Genomic DNA, 21,330 nt, shown 5'->3' on the forward strand with positions numbered 1-21,330 from the left:
GAGTGAATCCGGCACGGCCGCGGAGCGATCCGCGGCCGTGTTTCGTCGTGGGGCAGCGCCCTATGTCTCCGGGATGCTCGCCTCCCAGACCGCGACCCCTTCGCTGACCGTCTATTTCGACGGTGCCTGTCCCCTCTGTGCCGCGGAGATCCGGGCGTACCGGCGCTCGGATGGGGCCGAGCGGGTCGCCTGGGTCGATGTCGGCATCGAGGATCCGGCGCTCGGGCCGGATCTCACACTCGGTGCCGCGCGGGCGCGCTTTCATGTCCGACGCCCCGATGGCACGCTGGCTTCGGGCGCCGCCGGCTTCGCCGCCCTTTGGGCCGTGCTGCCGCGCTGGCACATCCTCGCGCGCTTCGCCCGCCTGCCAGGCGTGCTCGGCCTGGGCGAGGTCGCCTACCGCCTCTTCGTGCCGTTACGGCCCTGGATCGCCCGGTTCGTTCGGGGCGGTGGACCAAGCTGCGACAAGGCTTGCGGATAGGGCGCCCACGGGCGCAGGAGCGAAGCCTCAGGCTCACTCTTCGAGGCGGCGCATGCTCAATCCCATCCAGGCCTTCTGGCTTCGGCCGCGCCTCCTCGGCAGCGTCGGGCTCACCTTGGTGCTCGCCCTGGTCCTGCCCTTCGCCGACCTGTCGGTCCGGCTCCTCATCGGCTGGTGCCTCGGCGTCATCGTCTATTGCGGGCTCATCGTCGGCAGGGCGGCGCGTCAGTCGCAGGATTCGCTGCGGGCCGAGGCCTCGCGCCTCGACGACAGCGCCTTCGCGGTCTCGCTCTTCGCGATCCTGGCGGCAGCGGCGAGCTTCGGTGCCGTGGCCATGCTGGTCCTTGGCGGCAACGGCAGCGAGGCCTACCGCCTGAGCCATCTCGCCCTCGCCGCGGCGACCATGATCTGCGCCTGGCTCTTCGTGCAGGTCGTGTTCACGGTGCACTACGCGCACCTCTACTACGGCGCCGACGACGACACCTCCCGCGGGGGGCTCGACTTCAACGGCGACGAGAACCCGGATTTCTGGGACTTCTTCTACTTCTCCGTCACCATTGGGGCGACGTCCCAGACCTCGGACACCGACATCACCAGCAAGGCGATGCGCCGGGTCGCGACGGTGCAGACGATCTACGCCTACGTCTTCAACACGAGCGTCCTGGCACTGGCGATCAACATGGCGGCAGGCGTCGCGCAGCATTGAGCGTGCCGGCGCGGGCGCCGGCCTTCAAGGCGCGGCTTCCAGAGCCGCCCGGGCGTCCGCGTGATCGTCCGCCGTGGCTTCCGGGGCCTCCTGCAGGTGCGGGGCCTTCTCGCTGCGGCACAGGCTGATGAGGATCGGAAAGTGGTCGGACTGGATATGTCCCAGGCGTTCGATTCGGCCGAGCAGGAAGTCGTCGCTGAAGAAGATATGATCGAGGGGCCAGCGCAGCAGGGGCCATTTCGCGTTGAAGGTGGGGTAGAGACCGCGCCCAATGCGCGGGTCGAGAAGCCCGCTGATCCGCTGGAAGAGATCGTTGGTCTTGGACCAGGCGACGTCGTTGAGGTCGCCCGCCACCACTGCCGGGCGCCCCTCCGCCTTCACCTCACGCGCCACCAGGACGAGTTCGGCGTCGCGCGCGGCGCTGCTCTGGCCCGGATGGGGCGGGCGCGGATGGACGCCGAAGAAGGTGAAGGTCTCGCCCGAGCGCAGGGTCACGCCGGTGCGGACGGAGGGAACGTCATCCTCCCGGAGGAAGCGCACCTGCGGGTCGATGAGGGGGAGCTTCGAGTAGAACATCAGCCCGTAGGTGTTGCCCTGAGGCCGGGCCAGCACGTGGGGATAGCGCGTCCGCAGGGGTTCGAGCGCCTGAGCCCAGGCTGCATCGGTCTCGACGAGCAGCAGCAGGTCGGGATCCTGCGCGGCGACGAGATCGAGGATCGGCGCATAGGCGCGGTTGGACTCGAGCACGTTGGCGACCATGATCGACATGCCGGACTCGGAGCGGCACGCGCCGGCCTCCGCCGCCACCGCTTGCGGCGAGACCAGCCGCGTGAACGGGTAGATGCAGACCACCTGGTAGGCTAGGGCTGCGAGGAGGCTCGCGGCGAGCGTCAGTCCCGTGGCATCGCGGGCGACGAGCAGCAGGCCCAGGACCACCGGCACGATCAGGGCCGCAATCTGCAGCCGTGGGAAATCGAAGGTGCGGATGAAGCCCGAATTGCTGGGAATGAACGGCAGCAGCGTCGCCGCCGCGAGGAGCATCCCGAAGGCCTTCAGGCCGAGTGCCATCCACGTCCCCGCCACACTTCATCTCCCGCGCCATCGCTGGCGCGCCGTGGCCAAGCGTTGCGGAACGCCCGAGGGCCGGAATGGTGCCCGCGCGGCCCGCCGGGAGGCCAGTCATGGAGCCTGACGCGGGGGAGGCCGCCGCAGCGCGCGCGCGGGTCGAGGCGCTCCTCGCCCGCTTCGAAGGCGGGGGTCCCTTCGGCTTTACCGACGATGAATCTCGCGACCTCGGCGGACTGCCCCTGGGACGCGACGCCCTCGCGGCCCGGCTCGGCGACAGTCCGGAACCACCGGCCTGGTGGGACCCGAAGCACGCCGGCCTCGCCCTTGCCGGGGCGGATCTCACCGATGCGCACCTAGAGAATACGGACCTCACCGGAGCCAACCTCGCGGGTGCCGCCCTCGGCGGTGTCCTCGGACGCTCCGCGCTCTTTTCCGGCGCCACGGTGGAGGAGGCGAACTTCGCCGGGGCCGATCTCAGCGGCGCCCGCTTCACCGGCATCGCCGGGGGCGAGGCCAACTTCGACGACGCGATGCTGGAGGATGCGCATTTCGGCGGCGCGGCCATGCGCTTCGCCAAGCTCCGCCGCACGCTCCTCGACGGCGCCAACTTCGACGGAGCCGACCTTTGGGGCGCCGACTTCACCGGGGCGGATGCCGACTACACGCATTTCCGCGGCGCTCGCCTGGACGAGGTCAAGCTCGTCGGCGTCAACCTCACCTACGCGGATTTCGAGGGCGCCAGCCTCAAGAAGACGCAGCTCAGCGGCTCGCGCCTGCGGGGCGCCAACTTCACCGGGGTCAAGCTCGACGGGGCCGACCTGTCGGGAGCGGACCTCTCCGAGACCAGCTTGGTGCGGCTCAACCTCTCCACCTGCGACCTGCGCCACGCACGCTTCGCCGGGGCCTGGCTCAACGGCACTCGGATGCGGGTGGACCAGCTCGGCGGCGCGGTGGGCGAAGAGGTCGCCCGGGACTACGTCGCGGCCCAGGCGAGCTACCTCGCCCTGGAGCAGAACTTCAAGAGCATCGGCAGCCAGGATGCGGCGAGCTGGGCCTACAAGCGCGGACGCCGGATGGGGCGGTTCCACGCGGGCGCGCAGGCGCGGGCGGCGTGGGAGCGGCGCGCGGGCCCGGACCTTGCCCGGCACGGCTATCAGTGGGTCGCCGATCGCTTCGTGGAATGGCTCTGCGACTACGGCGAGAGCCTGTCGCGCATCGCCCGCGCCTTCGTCATCCTCATTTTCGTGTTCGCGGGCCTCTACGGCCTCACCGGCGGCCTCATCCCCGAAGGGAGCGACGGCCGGGCGACCTACAACCCCCTCGATCTCGTGAGCTACAGCGCCCTCAACATGATGACGGCGAACCCACCCGAGATCGGCGTCAAGCCGGTGGGCCGCGTCACCAACCTTCTGGTGGGCATCGAGGGGGCGGCCGGCATCATCCTGATGGGCCTCTTCGGCTTCGTCCTCGGCAACCGCCTCCGGCGCTGAGGAGCCCGCCCCACCGCCATGACCCCGCTCGCCGCGCGCCTCGCCGGCCTCTACGAGGGCTCGACCAACCGGGCACACCGCTTCCGCTACGGCCTCCTGGTCTTCGACGCGGCTACGGTGGTCTGGGTCGTGGGGACGTCGTTCCTGCCGCGCCACCCCTGGATCGAGGGGATCGACGTCGCCCTGGGCCTCGTCGTACTCCTCGACTTCCTGGCCCGGCTCGTCATCAGCCGTGCCAGGCTCCGAGAGTTCCGGCACCTCTCGACCTGGGCCGATATCGCCGCGGTGGTCTCGTTCCTCGCGCCGGTCGTGGGGGAGGGCGTCGGCTTCCTGCGCATTCTGCGGACCCTGCGCCTGCTGCGGACCTACCAGCTCCTCGACCGGATGCGCGCGGACAGCGCCCTTTTCCGCGACAACGAGGACGCGATCCTGGCGGGCACCAATCTGGCGGTCTTCGTCTTCGTGATGACCGGGATCGTCTACGCCACCCAACACGGCACCAACCCGGCGATCGGCAACGCCGTCGACGCGCTCTACTTCACCGTGACCTCCCTGACGACCACCGGCTACGGCGACATCACGCTGCCGGGAACCTCCGGCCGCCTCATCTCGGTGGCGGTGATGATTTTCGGGGTGACTCTTTTTCTGCGCCTCGCCCAGGTGTTGTTCCGCCCGCCCAAGGTGCGCTTCGCCTGTCCGGCCTGCGGCCTCCAGCGCCACGAGACCGATGCGGTCCATTGCAAGGCCTGCGGGACGCTCCTCGCCATCCCCGATGAGGGCGGCGATTGAGTACATCTGGAGTGAGGGCACCTGCCATGCGGCGCGGCGAGACGCGGGATGAACGGAAGCGAAGCCGGCGCGTTTGCGAGCGGCGGGGCCTTGGTCCTGCCGCCGCGACACCGGCTCCTGCGCTCCCGGCTTCCTGCGCTCCCGACGCAGCGAGACCGTACGCGGGACACCGCCGCCGCGCTCAGCCGGATTTTCCTCCCGCCCGACAGGGCGCCAACCCCATGAATCGTATCGCATGACCAGCGCCTTCCCGAAGCGTCCCGAGCGTGGTTGGCGCAAGCCGCGCCTCCTCGCGGGCGTACCGAGCTCGCCCCTCGCCCTGGTGCTGATCGGCATCGCGGTGGCAGCCGGGGTGGGCAACTACCTGGCCAGCGAGGCGAGCCGCATCGACGGCGCGCGTCAGCACGCGATCCTCAGCGAGAGCGAGCGCCTGCTCTCGAACATGGTCGAGCTCGAGACCGGGATGCGCGGCTACGTGCTGTTCGGCGAGGAGCCCTACCTGGAGCCCTACCAGGCGGCACAGAACACCATCGACGGGCAGCTCAACGCCATCGAGGCCCTGTCGACGGCGAGCGATGCGCAGGGTCCCGAGCACATGCGTGACCTGCGCCGGTTCGTCGAGGCCAAGCGAAGCTACGCCGCGCACGTCATCAATCTGCGCCGCACCCAGGGCTACGACGCCGCTGTCTCGCTGGCCCGGATGGGGGAGGGCAAGCGCACCATGGACGGCGTGCGGGCGGCCGCCAAGACCGTGCAGAACCATGCCAACGCCGTCCTCGCCACGGGCGAGGAGCGCGACCGCGTGCTCTCCCTGGTGCTGCTGCTGGTGTCGGTCGCCTCGGCGCTCGGCGCCGTCGGGCTCCTCGGGCGCCTCGCCCTGGTGCGTCGGCGCGACGAGCAGCGCACGGCGGCCCTCCTGGACGGGGTCTTCGCCAACGCTCCCGTCGGCCTCGGCTTCCTCGACCGCGACCTGACGATCCAGCACATGAACCGGGCGCTCGCCACCATGAACGAGCGCGGCTTCGGGGCCGATCTCGGCGCGCCGATCTGGGCGAACGTGCCGATGCTCCAGGAACAGCTGATCCCGAAGCTCAAGGCGGCCCGCGACGAGGGCCTCGTGACCACCAACGTCGACGTGGCGGTGCCCACGCCGAGCGCCCCACGCGGGGTGCGCCACTTCCAGATGAGTTTCTACCCCCTGCGCGGTCGCACCGGCTCCGGACGTTCCGACGGCGTGCAGGCCGACGGCGTCGGGCTCGTCGTCTCCGACGAGACCCTGCGCAAGCTCTCCGAGGAGCGCATGCGCCACAGCGAGGAGCGTTTCCGTTCCCTGACCGAGGCGACCACCGCCATCGTCTGGACCACCAATCCCGAGGGAGGCTTCGAGGTGACCCCGTCCGAGTGGACACGCTTCACCGGCCAGACGCCCCAGGAGGCCGCCGGGGCCGGGTGGCTCGGTTCGATCCATCCCGACGATCGCGAGCGCACCGGCGCGGCCTGGCTTCAGGCGCTGGAGACCCTCTCGCCCTATGAGATCGAGCACCGCATTCGCCGCCAGGACGGGGTGTGGCGGATCATGTCGGCTCGCGCGGTCCCGATACTGGAGGAGAACGGCAACATCCGCGAATGGGTCGGCACCCATTCCGACGTGACGGCCCGCAAGGAGGCGGAGCTCGCCCTGGAAGCCGCCAAGGAGGCGGCGGAGGAGGCCAACCGGGCCAAGAGCCAGTTCCTGGCCAACATGAGCCACGAACTGCGCACCCCGCTCTCGGCGGTGATCGGCTATTCCGAGATGCTGCAGGAGGAGATCGAAGACCTCGGCGAGGAAGGGCTTCTCGCCGACATGCGCAAGATCGAGGCGAATGCCCGCCACCTGCTCGGCCTGATCAACGACGTCCTCGACCTCTCGAAGATCGAGGCCGAGCGCATGGAGATCTATGCCGAGACCTTCCCGGTGGCCGAGACCGTGCGCGACGTCGCCGCCACCGTGGAATCCCTGGTCGACAAGAAGGGCAACAGCCTCGCCCTGGAGATGGCGGACGACCTCGGCGAGGCGCAGACCGATCAGACCAAGCTGCGCCAGTGCCTGATCAATCTCCTGAGCAACGCCGCAAAGTTCACCGAAGCCGGACACATCACCCTGTCGGTCGCCCGCGCCCCGCGTGCGGGAACCGACTGGCTCGTCTTCCGTATCACCGACACCGGCATCGGCATGAATCCCGAGCAACAGGCCAAGCTGTTCCAGCGCTTCACCCAGGCCGACGCCTCGACCACCCGCCGGTTCGGCGGCACCGGCCTCGGCCTCGCCATCACCCGCGCCTTCGCCGAGATGCTGGGCGGTCGCATCGAAGTGGAGAGCGAGGAAGGGGCCGGCACCACCTTCACCTTGGCGGTACCCGCGACCTATGTGCCGCCGAACCCGGTCGAGGCGGCCCACCACGACCTCGACGTCCTGCACCGGACCGGCGAAGCGCGATCGATCCCCGGGGGCCATGTCCTGATCATCGACGACGACGCGGCGACGCGCGACCTCCTCGCGCGCTTCCTGGAGCGCGACGGCTTCACCGTGGCCACCGCGCGCGACGGGCGCGAAGGCGTCGAGCGGGCGCGAGAGCTCAAGCCCCGGGTCATCCTCCTCGACGTGACGATGCCGCGCATGGACGGCTGGTCGGTGCTGCGCACCCTGCGGGCCGATCCGGAGCTCGGCGCAACCCCGATCATCATGGTGACGGTGCTCGACGAGCAGAACCTCGCCTTCTCCCTCGGGGCCACCGACTACCTGCAGAAGCCGATCGAGTGGGGCCAGCTCAAATCGGCCATGGAGCGGTTCAAGCCCTCCGAGCACAAGGGTCCGGTGCTGATCATCGACGACGACCCGGATGCGCGCGAGCGCCTTTCCGCGATGCTGACCCGCGAGGGCTGGCGCGTGGCCGCGGCCGAGAACGGCGTCGCCGGCCTGGAGGCGACCGCGGCCAAGAAGCCCTGCCTCATCCTCCTCGATCTGATGATGCCGGAGATGGACGGCTTCGGCTTCCTGAGAGCCCTGCGCGAGCGGGCGGAGTGGCGCGACATTCCCGTCGTGGTGCTGACCGCCAAGGACATCACCGCCGACGACCGCAGGCGGCTCGCGGGACGCGCGGACCGGGTGCTGCAGAAGGGCGGCCTGAGCCTCACCGACCTGGCCGAATCCCTGCGGCCGCTGGTGGCGCCCGGAGCCTGACGGCTCCGGGCCTGCCGGCACCCGGAGCGCACCGGCCGGGTGCGCTTGCCGCCCTTGACAGGGCGGCCTATAGGCCTGGACCCAGCATGACAGCCGCGCCCCCCAGCTTCCCCCACCGGCACCTGCTCGGGATCGAGGGACTCACTCGACCCGACATCGAGATCCTGCTCGATCGCGCGGAGGACGCCGTCGCCCTCTCCCGCCAGGTCGAGAAGAAGCGCACGACCCTGCGCGGCCGCACCCAGATCAACCTGTTCTTCGAGCCGTCCACGCGCACGCAGAGCTCTTTCGAGCTCGCGGGCAAGCGTCTCGGGGCCGACGTGATGAACATGTCGGTGGCCTCCTCGTCGGTGAAGAAGGGCGAAACCCTCATCGACACCGCCGCCACCCTCAACGCCATGCGGCCCGACATCATCGTGGTGCGCCACCACGCGGCCGGCGCCGTGCACCTTCTGGCCCGCAAGGTCGACTGCGCCGTGGTCAATGCCGGCGACGGCGCCCACGAGCACCCGACGCAGGCGCTCCTCGACGCGCTGACGATCCGGCGCAACAAGGGCCGGATCGAGGGTCTGCGGGTCGCGATCTGCGGCGACGTCCTGCACAGCCGCGTGGCGCGCTCGAACCTCATCCTGCTCCAGGCTCTCGGCGCGCGGGTACGGGTGATCGGGCCCTCGACCCTGCTGCCCACCGGCATCGAGCGCTTCGGCGTCGAGGTCTTCACCGACATGCGCACGGGCCTGGAGGGCTGCGACATCGTCATGATGCTGCGCCTGCAGCGCGAGCGCATGAACGGCTCCTTCGTGCCCTCCGTGAAGGAGTATTTCCGCTATTTCGGCCTCGATGCCGACAAGCTGCGGCTTGCCGCCCCCGATGCTCTGGTGATGCATCCGGGTCCGATGAACCGCGGCGTCGAGATTTCCTCTGAGATCGCCGACGGGGCGCAGTCGCTGATCCGCGAGCAGGTCGAGATGGGGGTCGCCGTGCGCATGGCGGTGCTCGAAGCGCTGGCGACCCACCTGCCGAACGCGTGATCCGGCCGCGGCAGCCGCCGAGCTACAGGCTCCGCAGCGCTCCTTCCGCCCCCGATACGTCCTCCGAAAACACCACCCGTGCGCCGTCGAGGTCGACGCGCCCGCCCGCGACGAGAGCCAGGGCCTGGGGATAGAGCCGGTGCTCCTGCACCAGGATGCGGGCGGCCAGCGCGTCGGCATCGTCGCCGGGCCGAACCGGCACGGCCGCCTGCGCGATGATCGGGCCGGCATCGAGTTCGGGAACGACGTAGTGCACGGTGCAACCGTGCAGCCGCACCCCGGCGGCCAGGGCCTGCTCGTGGGTGTGCACGCCCTTGAACAGCGGCAACAGGGACGGGTGGATGTTGATCATCCGCCCCGCCCAGGCCTCGACGAAGCCGGCGGAGAAGATCCGCATGAAGCCTGCCAGGCACACGAGGTCGATATCGGCCGCCTCCAGTTCGGCGTTCAGCGCCGCGTCGAAGGCTTCCCGGCTCGGATAGGCCTTGTGATCGATGGCGCGGGTCGGGATGCCACGTTCCGCCGCGTAGACGAGTCCGGGAGCCTCGGGACGGTTGGCCGCCACCAGCACGATCTCGGCCGGGTAGTCCGGCGCCTGCGCCGCCGCGATCAGCGAAGCCATGTTGGAGCCGCGCCCCGAGATGAGGATCGCGACGCGGGTCCTTCTTGCGGGCGCCATCAGAAGGCGAGCCGGCCTTCGAAGGTCACGGGTTCGGCCCCGCGCGGCGTGATCCGGCCGAGGCGAACCGGAGAGGCGCCGCCGAGGTCGAGGGCCTTCGACACGGCGCTCACGCTCTCGGGCGCCACCACCACCACCATGCCGATGCCGCAGTTGAAGGTGCGCAGCATCTCGGATTCGGCGACCCCGCCGACCTCCGAGAGCCAGCCGAAGACCGGCGGCGGGATGATCGCGTCGAGGTCGATGCTGATGCCGACGCCGTCGGGCAGGACCCGGGGCAGGTTGTCGGGGAAGCCGCCACCGGTGATGTGGGCCAGCGCCTTGATCCCGTCCGTGGTGCGCAGGGCCGCCAGCAGCGGCTTCACGTAGATCCGGGTCGGCTCCAGCAGGGCCTCGCCGAGGGTTCGGGCGGGCTCGAAGGGCGCGGGGTCGTCGTAGGACAGGCCGCTGCGCTCGACGATCCGACGCACCAGCGAGAAGCCGTTGGAATGGACGCCAGAGGAGGGCAGGCCCAGCACCACGTCGCCGGGCACGATGTTGCCGCGCGGCAGCAGGGTGCCGCGCTCGGCCGCTCCGACGCTGAACCCGGCCAGATCGTAGTCGGAACCGTCGTAGAGACCCGGCATCTCGGCGGTTTCGCCGCCGATCAACGCACAGCCGGCCAGCCGGCACCCGGCCGCGATGCCGCGCACGATGTCGGCGCCGACCCCGGGCACCAGCTTGGCGGTGGCGAAGTAGTCGAGGAAGAACAGCGGCTCCGCGCCCTGCACGATGATGTCGTTCACGCACATCGCCACGAGGTCGATGCCGATGGTGTCGTGGCGGTTCGTCTCGATGGCGATCTTGACCTTGGTGCCGACACCGTCGTTGGCCGCCACCAGGATCGGGTCCCGGAAGCCCGCGGCCTTGAGGTCGAACAGCCCGCCGAAGCCGCCGATCTCGGCATCCGCGCCCGGCCGGCGGGTAGCCCTCACCAGCGGCTTGATCGTCTCGACCATGGCATTGCCGGCGTCGATGTCGACGCCCGCCTGCGCGTAGGTCATTCCGTTTTTGGGCTCGCCGGTCATCCGCGCCGCTCTCCGAGGGTCCGTGTTCCGCGACCTCTAACCGCTCCCGCGCGCCTCCGCGAGTCCGTCATCGCGGGGAGCGGATATTCGTGCCCCGAGCGGCGCCCAGGGGCCGATGCGCGCGCGGGAAGGCGCGCCGGCATGCATCCCGCAGCCTTGACCCCATCCCCTCCCGTTCCCACTGTTGATCCGCGAACGACGACGTGAACGGGGAACGGCCGATGCGCGGCAGGGCGATGATCGGGCTGATGGCCCTCGTGGGCCTCGCTCTGCTGGTCTACCTCCTCGCCGACGTGCTCCTGCCCTTCGTGGCGGGCCTGGCCCTCGCCTATCTTCTCGATCCGATCGCCGACCGGCTGGAGCGCCTCGGACTTGGACGACTCGCCGCCTCGCTCCTCATCCTGGCGGTGTTCGTGGTCGGACTCGTGGTGGTCCTGCTCATCGCGGTGCCGCTGGCCGCCAACCAGATCTCGGCGCTGATCGCGACCCTGCCCGGCATGGTCTCGCGGCTGCAGGGCATCCTGGCGGACCGGGCAGGGCCGCTGCTGCAGCGGGTGGGCGGGGCCGACGTCCTCACCGACCTGCAGTCGCAGGTCGGGACCCTGGTCGGGCAGGGGGGCACCTGGTTCCTCGCCTTCCTCAAGTCCCTGTGGTCGGGCAGCCAGGCCCTGATCTCCATCGCGTCGCTCCTCGTGGTGACGCCGGTGGTGGCGTTCTACCTCCTGGTCGACTGGGACCGGATGATCGCGACCCTCGACCGGTGGGTACCCCCGCGCCACCGCCCGGTCGTGCGGCGCCTCGGACGCGAGATCGACGGGGCGGTCACGGGCTTCGTCCGCGGCCAGACCCTGGTCTGCCTCATCCTCGGCACCTTCTACGCCGTCGGCCTGTTCCTGGTCGGCTTGAACTTCGGCGTGCTCATCGGCTTGATCGCCGGCTTCCTGACCTTCATCCCCTATGTCGGGACCCTGACCGGGTTCCTGCTCTCGGCCGGCGTCGCCCTGGCCCAGTTCTGGCCGGATTCCGACTGGCTGCATATCGGGCTGACCATCGGGGTCTTCGTCGTCGGCCAGTTCCTCGAAGGCAACATCATCTCGCCCAAGCTGGTCGGCGAGTCGGTCGGCCTGCACCCGGTCTGGCTGATGTTCGCCCTCCTCGCCTTCGGCTCGCTGTTCGGCTTCCTCGGGCTCCTGCTCGCGGTCCCGGTGGCGGCCTCCATCGGCGTGCTCGTCCGCTTCGTCTTGGAGCGTTACCTCCAGAGCCCACTCTACCACGCGGACGCGCCCGTGCTCCTGTCCAAGCCCGAACCCTGAATGGCCACCCGCGACACCGTCCCCCCGAAGCAGCTGGCCTTCGATCTGCCGGCCGACCCACGCTACGGCCGCGAGGACTTCCTCGTCGGACCCGCCAACGAGGCCGCCTACGCGCTCATCGAGGCCTGGCCGAACTGGCCCGACACCGTGTGCCTGCTCACCGGGCCGCCGGGCAGCGGCAAGAGCCACCTCGCCTCGATCTGGGCGACGCGCTCCCACGCCTGGACCGCGCAGGCCTCGGAGATCACGGCCGCCACCGTCCCGCGCTTCCTCTCCAACGGCGCCCTGGTGATCGAGGATATCGACCGCGCCGGAGTCGACGGAACCGCACCTCGCGACGAAGCCGCCTTGTTCCACCTCCTGAACCTCGCCCGCGAGCGCGGCTGCCCGGTGCTCGTCACCTCCGCCACCTCGGTGGAAGGCTTGGGCCTGACCACGGCGGACCTGCGCTCGCGCCTGCGTCTCGCGCCCGGCGCCACAATCCTTCCGCCCGACGACGCCCTGCTGCGCGCGGTGCTCGTCAAGCTCTTCGTCGACCGCCAGCTGGTGGTGGATCTCGCCATCGTCGAGGCCCTGGCCCTGCGGATCGATCGCTCCCTCGGGCGGGCCCGAGAGGTCGTCACCGCACTGGACCGGGATGCCCTGAGCCGGGGCCGGCGCATCACCAAGCCCCTGGCGCTGGCGGTGCTGCAGCGCCTCGGCTTCGGGGTCGAAGCGCCGGACGACGAGGAACCGGAGGATGAGGATCAAGCCGAGCCCGGGGACGAAGCGCTCGCGTGAGAATGGCGCGCCGGCTCGTCCGGCGACCGATGATCGTCATTCAACCGTCACAAACACCGACCCGGGCCGTGCTACGACGCCGACCCCTCAACCTGTAGGAGACGAACTCTTGGCGGATATGGACTCGGACGCGACCGCAGCGGATGACGGAACCCCGCGTGTCACCGAGGGCCGCGCCCGGGCGGCCCGTCCAACCGCCCGGCGGACCGCGCCCCCTGTCTCGGGCTCTCCCAAGCCGCGGCCGGGAAAAGCGATCCAGGAGGTCCCCACGGAGGCGCGGGTGCCGGCGTCCGAATCTCCGCGCGCCGAATCTTCGCGCCCCGAAGCCCCGACGTCAGTGGCTGCGGCCTCAGAGGCCCTGCCCGACGCCGATCTCGACCTGCCGCCGCCCGGAGACCTGCCGCCGCCCGCCGAGGTGCTGCCCGGCGCCGAAGCGCGCGATTCCGTGCGGGAGGCGGGGCTCGCCCTGCGGCACTCTCCCGAGCGCTTCGTCAACCGCGAACTGTCCTGGCTCCAGTTCAATCGCCGGGTGCTGGAGGAGGCCTCGAACGCGAACCATCCCCTCCTGGAGCAACTTCGCTTCCTATCGATCTCGGCCAACAACCTCGACGAATTCTTCATGGTGCGCGTCGCCGGCCTGCACGATCAAGTCCGCGCCGGCCTCGTCCTGCCCTCGCAGGACGGCCTGACCCCGGCCGAGCAGCTCGCCCGCGTCGGAACCGAGGTCTCGCGCCTCGCCCTCGACCAGCAGACGCGCTGGCGCGAGCTGCGCGGGGAACTCCTCGGCGTCGGCATCGAGCTCCTGGAGCCCGCCGGTCTGACTCAGGAGCACAGGGCGTGGCTGGAGGACTACTTCCTCAACCTCGTCCTGCCGGTGCTGACGCCGCTGGCCATCGACCCGGCGCACCCGTTCCCGTTCATTCCCAATCTGGGCTCCACCATCGCGCTGATGCTGGTGCGTCCGCGCGACGGCCGGACCCTGCGCGCGCTGATCCGGCTCCCGGCGGTGCTCGACCGGTTCGTGCGTTTGCCGGATGCCGAGAACGATGCGACCGCCCGCTTCATCGCCATCGAACAGGTCATCGTGCTGTTCACCGGCCGGCTCTTCCCCGGTTACACCGTGCGCGGACAGGGCGCGTTCCGCGTCATCCGCGATTCCGACCTGGAGATCGAGGAGGAGGCCGAGGACCTCGTCCTGCATTTCGAGACGGCCCTGAAGCAGCGCCGCCGCGGCGTCGTCATCCGGCTGGAGGTCGAGGCCGGAATGCCAGAGGATCTGCGCGCCTTCGTGGCCGACGAGCTCGAGATCGGCAGCGATGCGGTGATCTTCGTGGAGGGCATGCTCGCCCTCAACGAGCTGTCGCAGATCGTCGGCATCGACCGGCCGGACCTGAAGTTCAAGTCCTACAACCCGCGCTTCCCAGAGCGCATCCGCGAGAGCGGCGGCGACGTCTTCGCCGCGATCCGGCAGAAGGACTTCATCGTCCACCACCCCTATGAATCCTTCGACGCCGTGGTGCAGTTCCTCGCCCAGGCCGCCCGCGATCCCAACGTGGTGGCGATCAAGCAGACGCTCTACCGCACCTCCTCGAACTCGCCGATCGTCGCCGCACTCGCGGAAGCCGCCGAACTCGGCAAGTCGGTGACGGCGCTGGTCGAGCTGAAGGCCCGCTTCGACGAGGAGGCCAACATCCGCTGGGCGCGCAACCTGGAGAAGGCCGGCGCGCAGGTGGTGTTCGGCTTCATCGAGCTGAAAACCCACGCCAAGCTGTCGATGGTGGTGCGCCGCGAGGGCGACCGCCTCGTCACCTACTGTCACGTCGGGACCGGCAACTACCACCCGATCACCGCGCGCATCTACACCGACCTCTCCTTCTTCACCGCCGATCCGGCGGTGGCGCGGGACGTCAGTCGGATGTTCAACTTCATCACCGGCTATGCGGAACCGGCCGAGCTGGAGCGGATGTCGGTCTCGCCGCTGACCCTGAAGCCGCGCCTCCTCGAGAACATCGAGGCGGAGGTGGCCCACGCGAAGGCCGGCCGGCCGGCCGCGATCTGGATCAAATGCAACTCGCTGGTCGACCAACAGATCATCGATGCGCTCTACGACGCCTCCCAGGCGGGTGTGCAGATCGACTGCGTGGTCCGCGGAATCTGCTGCCTCCGGCCGGGAATCCCGGGGCTGTCGGAGACGATCCGGGTCAAGTCGATCGTCGGGCGCTTCCTGGAGCACGGACGCATCTACTGCTTCGGCAACGGCGTCGGGCTGCCCCATCCCAAGGCGGTGGTCTACATCTCGTCCGCCGACCTGATGAGCCGGAATCTCGACCGCCGCGTCGAGGCGCTCCTCCCGATCACCAATCCGACGGTGCATCAGCAGGTGCTGGACCAGATCATGCTCGCCAACCTCCTCGACAACCGACAGAGCTGGCGTGTACTGGCGTCGGGTGCCAGCGAACGAATCCAGCCCGCAGAGGGGGAAGAGCCGTTCAACGCGCACAAGTATTTCATGACGAACCCGAGCCTGTCCGGGCGCGGCAAGTCGTCGAAGAAGTCCAGCCCGCGCGCCCTGAGCCGACGCGCGCAGCGTGGCTGACGGACCGTCCAGAGGAGCCCGCATGGGCCTCGACCCAGCCCGCCTCACGCCCGTCCAGGCAACCGCCTCGCACGGGGCCGGGGACCACATCGAGCCGGTGGCGATCATCGATATCGGCTCGAACTCGGTACGACTCGTCGCCTATGACGGCCTGACCCGGGCCCCCACACCGCTCTATAACGAGAAGGTGCTGTGCGGCCTCGGCCGCAACGTGCTCTCCACGGGGCGCCTCAACGAGGAGGCGGTCCGCCGCGCCCTCGTCGCACTCGCGCGCTTCCGGGTGCTCTGCGACACCATGCGGGTCTCACGGACCTTCGTCTTGGCGACCGCCGCCGCGCGCGACGCCCAGAACGGCCAGGAATTCCTGGCGGCCGCGGAAGCCGCCTGCGGCCAGCGCATCGAGCTGCTCTCCGGACGGCGCGAGGCAGAACTGTCGGCGCTGGGGGTCATCTCCGGCTTCCACGCGCCCGATGGGGTCGTCGGCGATCTCGGCGGAGGCTCCCTCGAGCTCGTGGACGTGCGCGGTGCCACCGTCGGGATGGGCGTGACGATGCCCCTCGGCGGCCTCGCCCTCCAGGATCTCTCGGGTGGCTCCGTCAAGAAGGCCCTCAAGATCGTCCGTGAGAACCTGAAGAAGGCCGCGCCGCAGCTGGAGACCCTGCGCGGGCGCAGCTTCTACGCCGTCGGCGGGACCTGGCGGGCCCTCGCGCGGCTGCACCAGTCGGCCCGGGGCTATCCGCTCCACGTCATGCACGGCTATAGCGTCGAGCCCTCGGACGAGCTCAACTTCCTCGAAGTGGTGGAGCGCACCGACGCAGCCCTGCTGCAGGATGTCGAGAGCGTCTCGGAGGCGCGCCGCCCGCTGCTGGCCTACGGCGCGGTGGTGCTGGAGGAGATCATCCGGATCGGGCGCCCGCGGGAGCTCGCGATTTCGGCCAGCGGCGTGCGCGAGGGCCTGCTCTACGAGCAGCTCGACCGCGACGCCCGCCTCGCCGATCCGCTCCTGGCGGCGGCGGCCGAGCTCAATGCCCTCCGCGCCCGCTCGCCGGGCCATGCCGGGGACCTCATCGCCTGGAGCGACCGCTTCATCGCCAGCCTCGACCAGCCCGAGACCGCCGACGAGCGCCGTCTACGCCATGCCGCCTGCCTCCTCTCCGACATCGGCTGGCGGGCCCATCCCGACTATCGGGGCGAGCAGAGCGTCAACGTCATCACCCACGCGGCTTTCGTCGGCATCGATCACCCGGGCCGGGCCTATCTCGCGCTGGCCATCTATTTCCGCCACGAGGGCATCGCGCCGGAGAAGGCGAGCCCGATGCTGCGCAATCTCGCGGGGCCCCGCCTGTTCGAGCGCGCGCGCCTGCTCGGCGCCCTGTTGCGCCTCGCCTTTCCGCTTTCGGCCGGAATGGCAGGCGCCCTCGGACGCATTCCCGTCACGGTGGAGGGAGGCCGGGTGACGCTGACCCTTCCGGCCGACCAGGGCGCCCTGCCTGGTGACCGTATCCTCAACCGGGTGCGCGGCCTCGGCCGCCTGCTCGGCCTCGAGGGCCGGATCGTCGAGGCCGATTGAACCAAAACGCGGGCGGAACCGTTTTTCGCGGCCGGTAAGGAGAAACTCGAGATGAAGTCACTTTGTGCAGCAGCGGTTCTTGGGCTGGCGGTCCTCGGCTCGATGAGCCCGGTCCTGGCCCAGCCCTATCGCGGCTACGACGACGGCTATCGGGGCCGCGACGAGGGCTATCGGGGACGGGACGACGGGTACCGCGACCGTGACGGCGATTTTCGGGACCGCGGTCGTGGCCGGCGGGACTACGGTTTCGACGAGGGCGAGTACCTGCGCTGCAATCCCGACGTGCGCCGGGCGGTCAGTCGGGGCCAGATGGAGTCGGGCGCGGCGCATTACCGGGTCTTCGGCCGTCGCGAAGGCCGCCGTCTGAGCTGCTGAGGCGCACGCTCGAAGCCCGAGCCTTGCTGGGACGGTCCGCGCTTCGAAGGCCCGATGTCCGGGGGATTGTCCCCGGCCGTCGAGCGTACCGGGTATCGCGAGTCCCTCGGGCCGAGTCCCACTCGATCCTCGAAGCGTCGCGAAGCGTGGGCGCCAGTCGAAACGCAGCGGTCGCCAACCAGGGTTGTCGGCGGATGCGGGCTCCAGCGCAGGAGCCTCACCGGCGATGATGATCTTCGAGGATCATTTCTCGGCCCAATCGGCCGGATATGCTGCATACCGGCCGACCTATCCGCGAGCCCTGGTCGACGCCCTCGCAGACGCCGCGCCGGGGCAGTCCCTCGCGCTCGATTGCGCCTGCGGCACGGGGCAACTCTCGGTCCTGCTCGCCGGCCGTTTCGAGGCGGTCGTCGCCACCGATGCCAGCGCAGAGCAGATCGCTCATGCAACGCCGCATGCCCGCGTCCGCTACGGCACGGCACCCGCCAAGCGGAGCGGCCTGCCGGAGACCGGCGTCGACCTCGTCACCGTCGCCCAGGCCGCGCACTGGCTCGAACTCCCGGCATTCTACGCCGAAGTCCGGCGGATCGCGCGCCCTGGTGGGATCCTGGCCCTGGTCACCTACGGCGTGCTGCATGTGGACGACCCGGCGGTCGACGCCGTGATGCAGCATTTCTACGGCCGGACCCTCGGACCTTACTGGCCGCCGGAGCGCCGCCATGTCGAGGATGGGTATCGCGCGCTTCCGTTCCCGTTTCCGGAAATCGGGATGCCGGATCTCGCGATCGCCTTGTCCTGGAGACTGCCGGATCTCATCGGCTACACGGAGACCTGGTCGGCGGTCCGGGCCATGGAGACGGCCGTCGGCCGCGCGCCGATCGCTGCGTTCCAGGATGCTCTCGTGTCGGCCTGGGGCACCCCCGACGCGCAAAGGGCCATCCGCTGGCCCTTGTCGCTGCGCACCGGTCGCCTCTGACCGGGTCGAAGCCCGCGGATCAGGTCGTCCGCATCGGGAAGATCGACTTCTTGACGATGGCGTGAACGCCCCAGTTTCCGTCGACCACCTGGGTGATGCCGAAATCCACCGCGATGGACATCAGGGAGATCGCCTCGTCTTCGGTCAGGCCGTGCCCCTGCATGAGGAACCGACGCATCTTGCGGAAGGCGTCGCGCATGGCGAGGTCGACGGAAGATTTCGCGAAGATCGCGTTCTGTGCGTCGGGGCCGAGATCGGCGAGGTAGTTCGGGTAGCTGAAGCCCGAGAGCACCCAGTCGTCGGATGTCTCGATCATCGGAAAATCGAGGGTCTCCAGGGCGGTGCCGGGGAGATCCGCCTTCTTGTGCAGGATGAACTGGAAGGTGCCGGTGAGGGAGCACTCGATGGCGGTGCCGCAGAGCTCGGAATCGCCCTGGCTCGCATGGGGGTCGCCCACCGAGAACAGGGCACCCGGGACGGCCACGGGGTAGTAGAGGGTGGCGCCCTTTCCGATGCGCCAGTTGTCGATGTTGCCGCCGGTGTAACTTGGAGGAATCGAGTTCACCATCTCGGCTTCCTTCGGCGCCAGGCCCATCGTGCCGAAATGCGGACGGATCGGCACCCGAAAGCCCTTGAGCACGTCGAAGTTGCGCTGCGTCCCGGCGTGGTCCACCGGCAGGCCCGGATAGTCGATGGTCGGGTGGGCGACGCCGTTCGGGTCGGTGACGCCGGGCCAGCGGAAGCTGTAGACTGCCTGCGCCCAGTCGCGGGCGCCCGTGGCGTCGACCTCGTAGATCGTCACCACCTCGCGCGGGCGGTCGCCCGTGATCATGTCCTTGTAGTGGTAGCCCCAGTTCGCGGCGGCGTTGCTGCCGAAGGTGCGGCCCTTGAAGGCCGGGTTGGCGCAGGGACGGGGCGCCACGTCGAGGATGCGAACCTCCAGCACGTCGCCGGGCTCCGCCCCCCGGATCGCCACCGGACCGGTGCAGATATGCACGCCGAGGCCGCCGCCCGGTCCGAACTTGGCGTCCTCCGGCCCAGCCCCGCGCCGGGTGACGCCCTTCTTGTCCTTCGTCCAGAGGAAGACGCTCTCCGCGCCCGGATCACCCGTGACCATGCGCTCGGCATCGTCGTTGGCGTGATGGGTCAGGGTCTCGATGGTGACGTAGTCGCCGGACTCGATCTCGACCTGCGGCTTGAGGCTGCGGCTGAAATACCCCCAATGCACCGTCTCCGCCGTGGCCGGGAGATGATAATGCGTCGTCTGCTTCAGGCTGCGCTTCGCGCTCGCCTCGGCGAGGGCGGGTCCCGGCAGAGTGAGGCCGCCGGCCATCAGGGCCGCCGCCCCGCCCGAGGCGACGAAGCCGCTCTTCAGGAAGGCGCGCCGCTCCGGCGCGAGATCCCCGAGGAAGCGGCGGCGATGCTCGGCGAAGTGGCCGCAACTCGGATCGTCACCCTGGCACATCGCGCTCTCCTGTGGTCCCATCCCGCAGGAATATTGCATGCAAAGCGGCGGCCACGCTTCCCTTGCCAGGGCATTTCGGCAACGAGTCGGACGCTCCAGCGTTTGTTCCCCAGCGGCCGGTCCGGTCCGCATGAGGAGCGCCGTCGCACCCGGGCGTCCTCTCCGGTGAACGCGCCGCTTCTGTACACAGGATGCCAAGACCTTTGACGACGGGCGTCGACCGTTCCCAGCTGCACCAGATCATCGCCGGCCTCACCGAGGGCGTGATCCTCATCGAGCCCGATCAGCGCATCACCTGGGCCAATGCGGCGGCCTTGGAGATGCACGGGGCGGCCGACCTCGCCGAACTCGGTGGAACCGTCTCGGCGTTCCGCGACACCTTCGTGCTGCGTTACCGCAACAATCACGTCATCACCCGCACTCCGATCGAGCGGGTGCTGGCTGGCGAGACCTTCGACGAGGTCATCGTCAACGTCCGGCGAGCGGACCGACCTGATTTCAACGCGATGCAGCGGATCCGAAGCCTCGTCATCACCGACGCGGCGGGCGTACCCGATTGCCTCGTGCTGATCCTGGCCGACGTGACGTCACAATTCGAAGCCGAGGAGCGCTTCGAGAAGACCTTCAGCGCCAACCCGGCCCCGGCCGTGATCTGCCGCCTGTCGGACCTGCGTCACGTTAAGGTCAATCTCGGCTTCCTGGAGATGACGGGCTACCGCAGCGCCGACGTCATCGGACGCAGCGTCTACGAGATCGACGTGCTGAACGAAGCGCGCAGCCGGGACCTCGCGATCGCCCGCCTCAATGCCGGCGAGACGATCCCGCAGATGGAGGCCTGCCTGCGCCTGCCGGACGGCGGCACCCGGTTCGTCATCGTGGCGGGCCAGCCCATCGACATGGGCGACGAGCCCTGCATGCTCTTCACCTTCGCGGATCTCGAACTGCGCAAGAAAGCGGAGACGGCCCTGCGCCACAGTGAGGAGCGCTTCGCCAAGGCGTTCCGCCTCACGCCCGTGCCGACGCTGCTATGCCGGGCCGGCGGCCTCGCGGTGATCGGGATCAATCAGGCCTTCAGCCGAACCTTCGGCCACGACGAGGACGCCGTCGTCGGGCAGGAACTCGACGCGATCGGCCTTTGGGCCGACAACGCCCAGCGCGAACGCTTCCGGGCCGACCTTTCCGCGCAGGGGAGCGTCCTCGGATTCGAGGCCTGCCTGCGCAGCCGCGACGGAGCCGAGCTCGACTGCCTCGTCTCGGCCGAGAGCGTCACCATCGGTGACGAGGCTTGCCTCCTCGCGGTGCTGCAGGACATCAGCGACCGCAAGCGCTCCGAGCGCGAACTGTTCGATGCGATCGAAACCGTGATGGCCGACACCTCGTGGTTCAGCCGCGGCCTGATCGAGAAGCTCGGCAGTCTGCGCCAGCCGCGTTCGTCGGAGCCCGCGCCGGTGAGGCCCGATCTCACCCGTCGCGAGGGCGAGGTACTGCGCCTGATCTGCCAGGGTCTCGGCGATGGCGCCATCGCCAAGCGCCTGAGCCTGACGCCCAACACCGTACGCAACCACACCGCCGCGCTCTATCGCAAGCTCGGCATTCACCGCCGCGGCGAGGCGATCATCTGGGGCCGGGACAACGGCTTCGCGTCGTAGGCCCGGGCCTCGCACCTGCCGGCCGCCACCCCCGCTCGCGAGGGTCTCGGATCGCCTGCCAACGAGCGGCCCCGC

The 21,330-nt window shown here is 69.7% G+C and carries 17 protein-coding genes; 13 read left to right on the plus strand and 4 right to left on the minus strand.

Annotated elements, in window-relative coordinates; all coding sequences use genetic code 11:
* Positions 1-37: 37 nt before the first annotated feature.
* Complete coding sequence (locus ACLBWX_RS15915) at positions 38-481, plus strand: thiol-disulfide oxidoreductase DCC family protein (protein ID WP_447677994.1); 444 nt, start codon at positions 38-40, stop codon at positions 479-481.
* A gap of 52 nt (positions 482-533) precedes the next feature.
* Complete coding sequence (locus tag ACLBWX_RS15920; protein WP_447677995.1) at positions 534-1,187, plus strand: DUF1345 domain-containing protein; 654 nt, start codon at positions 534-536, stop codon at positions 1,185-1,187.
* Between the two features lie 24 nt (positions 1,188-1,211).
* Here the strand turns inward: ACLBWX_RS15920 and ACLBWX_RS15925 are convergent, their stop codons facing one another.
* Positions 1,212-2,270, minus strand: coding sequence for an endonuclease/exonuclease/phosphatase family protein (locus tag ACLBWX_RS15925; protein ID WP_447677996.1), 1,059 nt, complete (start codon positions 2,268-2,270; stop codon positions 1,212-1,214).
* Positions 2,271-2,368: 98 nt separating this feature from the next.
* Between ACLBWX_RS15925 and ACLBWX_RS15930 the strand changes: the two genes are divergently transcribed.
* The 4 genes from ACLBWX_RS15930 (at position 2,369) to ACLBWX_RS15945 (ending at position 8,785) form a co-directional block, all read left to right on the plus strand.
* Complete coding sequence (locus tag ACLBWX_RS15930) at positions 2,369-3,745, plus strand: pentapeptide repeat-containing protein (RefSeq protein WP_447677997.1); 1,377 nt, start codon at positions 2,369-2,371, stop codon at positions 3,743-3,745.
* Between the two features lie 18 nt (positions 3,746-3,763).
* Positions 3,764-4,534, plus strand: coding sequence for a potassium channel family protein (locus ACLBWX_RS15935; protein ID WP_447677998.1), 771 nt, complete (start codon positions 3,764-3,766; stop codon positions 4,532-4,534).
* Between the two features lie 235 nt (positions 4,535-4,769).
* Positions 4,770-7,754 (plus strand): response regulator, encoded by a 2,985-nt coding sequence (locus ACLBWX_RS15940; RefSeq protein WP_447677999.1) that lies wholly within the window; start codon positions 4,770-4,772, stop codon positions 7,752-7,754.
* A gap of 86 nt (positions 7,755-7,840) precedes the next feature.
* Positions 7,841-8,785, plus strand: coding sequence for an aspartate carbamoyltransferase catalytic subunit (locus ACLBWX_RS15945; protein WP_447678000.1), 945 nt, complete (start codon positions 7,841-7,843; stop codon positions 8,783-8,785).
* Positions 8,786-8,807: 22 nt separating this feature from the next.
* Here ACLBWX_RS15945 and purN read toward each other — a convergent pair whose 3' ends face one another.
* Both purN and purM read right to left on the minus strand, forming a co-directional pair.
* On the minus strand, positions 8,808-9,464 hold the full coding sequence (gene purN / locus ACLBWX_RS15950; RefSeq protein ID WP_447678001.1) for a phosphoribosylglycinamide formyltransferase: 657 nt from the start codon (positions 9,462-9,464) through the stop codon (positions 8,808-8,810).
* Positions 9,464-10,531 carry a phosphoribosylformylglycinamidine cyclo-ligase gene (gene purM / locus ACLBWX_RS15955; RefSeq protein ID WP_447678002.1) on the minus strand — a complete coding sequence of 356 codons (1,068 nt, stop codon included), beginning with the start codon at positions 10,529-10,531 and terminating at the stop codon, positions 9,464-9,466. Before purM ends, purN begins: the two co-directional genes overlap by 1 nt.
* A gap of 221 nt (positions 10,532-10,752) precedes the next feature.
* On the opposite strand from purM, the gene ACLBWX_RS15960 reads away from it, so the two are divergent.
* From ACLBWX_RS15960 to ACLBWX_RS15985, 6 genes are all read left to right on the plus strand, one after another.
* Complete coding sequence (locus tag ACLBWX_RS15960) at positions 10,753-11,844, plus strand: AI-2E family transporter (protein WP_447678003.1); 1,092 nt, start codon at positions 10,753-10,755, stop codon at positions 11,842-11,844.
* On the plus strand, positions 11,845-12,624 hold the full coding sequence (locus ACLBWX_RS15965; RefSeq protein WP_447678004.1) for a hypothetical protein: 780 nt from the start codon (positions 11,845-11,847) through the stop codon (positions 12,622-12,624).
* A 118-nt stretch (positions 12,625-12,742) separates the two neighbouring features.
* Entirely contained in the window at positions 12,743-15,220 is a 2,478-nt protein-coding gene (locus ACLBWX_RS15970) for an RNA degradosome polyphosphate kinase (protein ID WP_447678035.1), read from the plus strand.
* A gap of 22 nt (positions 15,221-15,242) precedes the next feature.
* A complete protein-coding gene (gene ppx / locus ACLBWX_RS15975; protein WP_447678005.1) occupies positions 15,243-16,790 on the plus strand; it encodes an exopolyphosphatase in 1,548 nt (515 codons plus the stop codon).
* 51 nt (positions 16,791-16,841) lie between these two features.
* On the plus strand, positions 16,842-17,165 hold the full coding sequence (locus ACLBWX_RS15980; RefSeq protein ID WP_447678006.1) for a hypothetical protein: 324 nt from the start codon (positions 16,842-16,844) through the stop codon (positions 17,163-17,165).
* 226 nt (positions 17,166-17,391) lie between these two features.
* On the plus strand, positions 17,392-18,141 hold the full coding sequence (locus ACLBWX_RS15985) for a class I SAM-dependent methyltransferase (protein WP_447678007.1): 750 nt from the start codon (positions 17,392-17,394) through the stop codon (positions 18,139-18,141).
* Between the two features lie 19 nt (positions 18,142-18,160).
* Here the strand turns inward: ACLBWX_RS15985 and ACLBWX_RS15990 are convergent, their stop codons facing one another.
* On the minus strand, positions 18,161-19,606 hold the full coding sequence (locus ACLBWX_RS15990; RefSeq protein WP_447678008.1) for an acetamidase/formamidase family protein: 1,446 nt from the start codon (positions 19,604-19,606) through the stop codon (positions 18,161-18,163).
* Positions 19,607-19,809: 203 nt separating this feature from the next.
* Here ACLBWX_RS15990 and ACLBWX_RS15995 point away from each other — a divergent pair, with 203 nt between their 5' ends.
* On the plus strand, positions 19,810-21,255 hold the full coding sequence (locus ACLBWX_RS15995; protein WP_447678009.1) for a PAS domain S-box protein: 1,446 nt from the start codon (positions 19,810-19,812) through the stop codon (positions 21,253-21,255).
* Positions 21,256-21,330: the final 75 nt, after the last annotated feature.

The sequence above is a fragment of the Methylobacterium sp. M6A4_1b genome, from assembly GCF_053345175.1.

What these genes read in the sequence shown, in the direction of transcription:
- ACLBWX_RS15965 (WP_447678004.1), top strand. Translation starts at nt 11,845, where the DNA reads ATGGCCACCCGCGACACCGTCCCCCCGAAGCAGCTGGCCTTCGATCTG.
- purM (WP_447678002.1), bottom strand. Translation starts at nt 10,531, where the DNA reads ATGACCGGCGAGCCCAAAAACGGAATGACCTACGCGCAGGCGGGCGTC.
- ACLBWX_RS15980 (WP_447678006.1), top strand. Translation starts at nt 16,842, where the DNA reads ATGAAGTCACTTTGTGCAGCAGCGGTTCTTGGGCTGGCGGTCCTCGGC.
- ACLBWX_RS15985 (WP_447678007.1), top strand. Translation starts at nt 17,392, where the DNA reads ATGATGATCTTCGAGGATCATTTCTCGGCCCAATCGGCCGGATATGCT.
- ACLBWX_RS15920 (WP_447677995.1), top strand. Translation starts at nt 534, where the DNA reads ATGCTCAATCCCATCCAGGCCTTCTGGCTTCGGCCGCGCCTCCTCGGC.
- ACLBWX_RS15970 (WP_447678035.1), top strand. Translation starts at nt 12,743, where the DNA reads ATGGACTCGGACGCGACCGCAGCGGATGACGGAACCCCGCGTGTCACC.
- ACLBWX_RS15960 (WP_447678003.1), top strand. Translation starts at nt 10,753, where the DNA reads ATGCGCGGCAGGGCGATGATCGGGCTGATGGCCCTCGTGGGCCTCGCT.
- ACLBWX_RS15990 (WP_447678008.1), bottom strand. Translation starts at nt 19,606, where the DNA reads ATGTGCCAGGGTGACGATCCGAGTTGCGGCCACTTCGCCGAGCATCGC.
- purN (WP_447678001.1), bottom strand. Translation starts at nt 9,464, where the DNA reads ATGGCGCCCGCAAGAAGGACCCGCGTCGCGATCCTCATCTCGGGGCGC.
- ppx (WP_447678005.1), top strand. Translation starts at nt 15,243, where the DNA reads ATGGGCCTCGACCCAGCCCGCCTCACGCCCGTCCAGGCAACCGCCTCG.
- ACLBWX_RS15940 (WP_447677999.1), top strand. Translation starts at nt 4,770, where the DNA reads ATGACCAGCGCCTTCCCGAAGCGTCCCGAGCGTGGTTGGCGCAAGCCG.
- ACLBWX_RS15935 (WP_447677998.1), top strand. Translation starts at nt 3,764, where the DNA reads ATGACCCCGCTCGCCGCGCGCCTCGCCGGCCTCTACGAGGGCTCGACC.
- ACLBWX_RS15930 (WP_447677997.1), top strand. Translation starts at nt 2,369, where the DNA reads ATGGAGCCTGACGCGGGGGAGGCCGCCGCAGCGCGCGCGCGGGTCGAG.
- ACLBWX_RS15945 (WP_447678000.1), top strand. Translation starts at nt 7,841, where the DNA reads ATGACAGCCGCGCCCCCCAGCTTCCCCCACCGGCACCTGCTCGGGATC.